This window comes from Moorena sp., from assembly GCF_982860115.1.
The window spans coordinates 3,871-7,837 of the sequence record NZ_CEYLVT010000298.1 but is presented as its reverse complement, the minus strand read 5'-3'; the positions used below and the strand labels follow the sequence as shown (position 1 = coordinate 7,837).

The following is a 3,967-nucleotide window of genomic DNA, read 5'->3' as shown; positions in this document are numbered from 1 at the left end:
GTGGCCCGAGGTGAAAGTGGCTTAATCAGGGGCATTCAACCCGACATGATATAAGTCTTTTCCCTCAGGATTTTAAGTGTTTTATCTGAGAAATTGTTATATACTCAGAGCTCTGGTTTGTGATACGATCCTAATTGATTAAATTGAATCAGTTTCTAATTGAAACTTCCCTCCTTTGATTTTCCTTGGCGAGTCTGATCGCGAAGGTAGGGTAAATGCATCTAAATTAATCAGCAAAAATACTCTAAGAATCAATACTTAAGGTAAGCGGTCAGCCGTCAGCTGACGTAACAGAGATTAAAGCAATGCTTACCTGTTTTATTCAAAAACTGTTCGCGTAGCGTGCGCGTAGCGCATTAACTGATAACTGACCGCTGACTATATGACTATCATTTATGGAAGCTAATGAAGTTCTAAGCAAATATAAGAATGGAGAAAGGAATTTCCGAAGGGTAAACCTCAGAGGTCAGTCTTTCCAGGGGCAAGACCTTTCAGGAGCAGATTTTAGTGAAGCTGATATTAGGGGCGCGAACTTTAAGAATGCTATTCTAACCGGAACTAAGTTCTGTCAGGCCAAGGCTGGATTACAAAAACGGTGGCTAACTATTCTTCTGTTGGTTTCATGGATAACTTCGGCATTATCGGGAATGGCCTCTTTACTTGGTGGGGCCTTAGTAGGGTTAATCTCTGACTTTAACAGCGTAGATAACCAAGTCTCCGGGTGGGTAGCTTTTAGCTTCCTAATAATAGTATATATTTTTATCCTGCGTCAAGGTATCAGATCAGGAGTGGCCATTGCCATCGCTGGGAGCAGCGTTGTAGTTATTGTTGTCGTTACTGCCAACGCCATTGGTATTGCCAGCGCAATCGTCAGCGCCACCGCCAGCACCTTTGTTAGCGCTACCGCCACCGCTATCGCCACCGCCAGCACCTTCGTCAGCACCAGCGCAATCGTCAGCGCCATTGCCAGCATTATCACCATCGGTATAGCTATAGCCACCGCCTTCGCCTTGGCCTTCGCCTTCGCCTTCCGCTTTACGGGACTCGTAGCCATAGCCGTAAGCATAGCTCTAGCCATAGCCTTGGCATTACTTGGTGCTTACCTGGGTTGGCGTGCTCTAAAAGGAGACCCCCGAGACGCCTGGATTCGTACTATTGCTATTGCCTTTGCTGCTACAGGAGGTACCAGTTTTTACAACGCTGATTTAACTGATGCTGATTTTAGCGAAGCAACTCTCAAAAGTACAGATTTAAGAGAAGCTACTGTTACTCATACCTGTTGGCGAGATACCAAAAAACTTGACCGAGCTCGACCAGGTAAAACTATCTTAGCTGATACAGCTGTCAGAGAATTATTAGTTAGTGGTAATGGTTATAATAAGTCTTATGTTGATGCCAATCTTAGAGGGGCTAATTTAAAAGGGGCTAATTTAAATCAGGCTAATCTAAAACTGGCTGATATTAGCGAAGCTACCTTAGAGGATGCTAATTTAGAATGGGCTAATTTAACTGAAGCTCAAGCAATTGGTACTGATTTTACTCATGCTTATTTTACCGGAGCTTGTTTAGAAGCGTGGAATATTGACTCAACAACTACGTTAACTAATATTGATTGTCAGTATGTGTTTTTACTAGAGAAGCCCAATCCTCAAGGAAATCGAGAGCGTTGTCCAAGTAGCGGTGACTTTCAACCAGGAGAATTTACCAAGCTATTCCAAGAAGCCTTAAATACTGTTGACCTTATTTTCCAAAATGGTGTTGATTGGAAAGCTTTTGTTACTGCTTTCAAAAAAGTCCAAGTAGAGAACGAAGATACAGAATTAGCTATTCAGAGTATTGAAAATAAAGGAGATGGTGTAGTTGTTGTTAAGGTAAGTGTTCCCCCTGACACGAATAAGGAAAAGATTCATAGTGACTTCACGCAAAACTATGAAGTTGCCCTCAAAGCTGCAGAAGAAAAATATAAAGAAAAACTAAAAGCTAAAGATGATGAGATAGTAATTTATCGTGAGCAAAGTGCGGAGTTAATCGAAATTATTAAATTACAGGCTAATAGACCTATTCAAAACATTTTTGATGTTAAAGCTAAAGCGGAGAGTGATATGTCAGATAATTCACAGAATTTGAATATAGATAATATAAATCAAAGCAAAGCTACTAATCCTAATGTTGTTTTTGCCAAAGACAATGCTAGACAAGAATTTAAAAATAATAATTTTACATCACAGCAAACCCAAAGCCTAGCCGAAGCAGCAGTAGAAATCCAGCAACTCCTCAACCAACTATCCCAGAGTAATCCCACTACAACCAACAAAGAGAAGATGATAGTTGTAGGTGAAGTTATTGACCAAATTGAGACTAACCCAACCCTAAAAGCCAAGGTGATCAATGCCCTGAAAGCAGGAGGAGTAGAAGCTTTCAAGGAAGCCATAGATCATCCTCTGGTTAATATTTTGATGGCAACAATCGACGGATGGACAGAAGTGTAGGCGTAGTGGACTGACACAGCTAAAATAGTGCAATAAGCGTAGGTTGGGTTGAAGAATGAAACCCAACACCAGTAACGCTTTGTTGGGTTTCACTACCGCTCAACCCAACAAACATTTTTAGGTGTGCCACGCTAGTAGGGTGTGTTAGGGACGGGCTGGTACTGATTTTCTCCATCGCCAGTGTTTAAAAAGCCCGTCCCGTAACGCACCACCGGGTCAAACTGGCACTAATTTTCTCCGTCGCCAGTGTTTAAAAAGCCCGTCCCGTAACGCACCACCGGATCAAACAGCTTTAATGAGATGCACCCATATGAAATCGATGTGTAGTAGTAATTTCCGAAATTGGTAGAATTTTTGGCCTACTCCACTTCAGTAATGGCACCGATTAAGATGGGAAATAGGAACTAATCTCTCAATCTTGTCACAACAATCAACAATGAAAGGACTCTGGCTCGAAAACCAGCAACTGCAACTGCGCACTGACCTACCTGTGCCATCACCACCCTCTGATGAAGCGTTAGTAAGGGTGTTGCGTGCGGGGATATGCAACACGGATTTGGAACTAATCCGAGGCTATTACCCCTACAAGGGCATATTAGGTCATGAATTTGTTGGTGTTGTGGAAGATGGACCAGAAAATTTAGTTAACCAGCGGGTGGTGGGAGAAATTAATGCCGCCTGTGGTGAGTGTCGATTTTGTAAAAGTGGACAACCGACTCACTGCCAAAACCGTACTGTCTTAGGTATTGTTAACCGTAACGGAGCCTTTGCTGACTATCTGACCTTGCCGGTAAAAAACTTACATCCCTTACCCGATAATATTTCTACTGATGCCGCCACCTTTACTGAACCTTTGGCTGCTGCTCTGGAAATTCAGGAACAAGTGAGGGTGCGTCCCGATCACCAGGTGTTAGTAGTGGGAGACGGTAAGCTCGGACAACTGGTGGCACAAACCCTAGCCCTAACGGGCTGCGATTTGCTAGTAATTGGCCGTCATCACGAGAAGTTGGCCAATTTAGAAGCCAGAGGAATTAAGGTAGGCTTTGCCGATGCCATCACTAAAGGGCCTTTCGATATCTCAGTGGAGTGTACTGGTAACCCCGAAGGCTTTGCCCTTGCCCGTCGAGCCTTGCGCCCACGAGGTACGTTGGTACTAAAAAGCACCTACGCTGGCAACCTAACCTTTGATGCCTCGTCTCTGGTAGTAGACGAAATTACCCTAATCGGTTCCCGTTGCGGTCCCTTTAAACCAGCGATAGATTTATTAGCACGAGATAAAGTAAATGTCAATTACCTAATCCAAAGTCATTACCCAGTTGAAGAAGGGTTAACCGCCTTTAACCATGCCCAGCAGCGGGGAGTCTTGAAAATTTTGCTGACCATGGATCAGAACTCTTGAAAGATCAGCAATAGGTGATGGGATGAAGCGATCAGCGCTCAGCTATCAGCTATCAGCTGAATATCAGTAGAGCGGGCAT

General features: G+C 43.5%; 2 protein-coding genes. Both read left to right on the top strand.

The window, feature by feature from the left end:
• The first annotated feature begins 395 nt into the window (after positions 1-395).
• Complete coding sequence (locus tag AC4II3_RS29680) at positions 396-2,489, top strand: pentapeptide repeat-containing protein (RefSeq protein WP_488017156.1); 2,094 nt, start codon at positions 396-398, stop codon at positions 2,487-2,489.
• Positions 2,490-2,925: 436 nt separating this feature from the next.
• Positions 2,926-3,888, top strand: coding sequence for an MDR/zinc-dependent alcohol dehydrogenase-like family protein (locus tag AC4II3_RS29675; RefSeq protein WP_488029718.1), 963 nt, complete (start codon positions 2,926-2,928; stop codon positions 3,886-3,888).
• Positions 3,889-3,967: the final 79 nt, after the last annotated feature.

What these genes read in the sequence shown, in the direction of transcription:
- AC4II3_RS29680 (WP_488017156.1), top strand. Translation starts at nt 396, where the DNA reads ATGGAAGCTAATGAAGTTCTAAGCAAATATAAGAATGGAGAAAGGAAT.
- AC4II3_RS29675 (WP_488029718.1), top strand. Translation starts at nt 2,926, where the DNA reads ATGAAAGGACTCTGGCTCGAAAACCAGCAACTGCAACTGCGCACTGAC.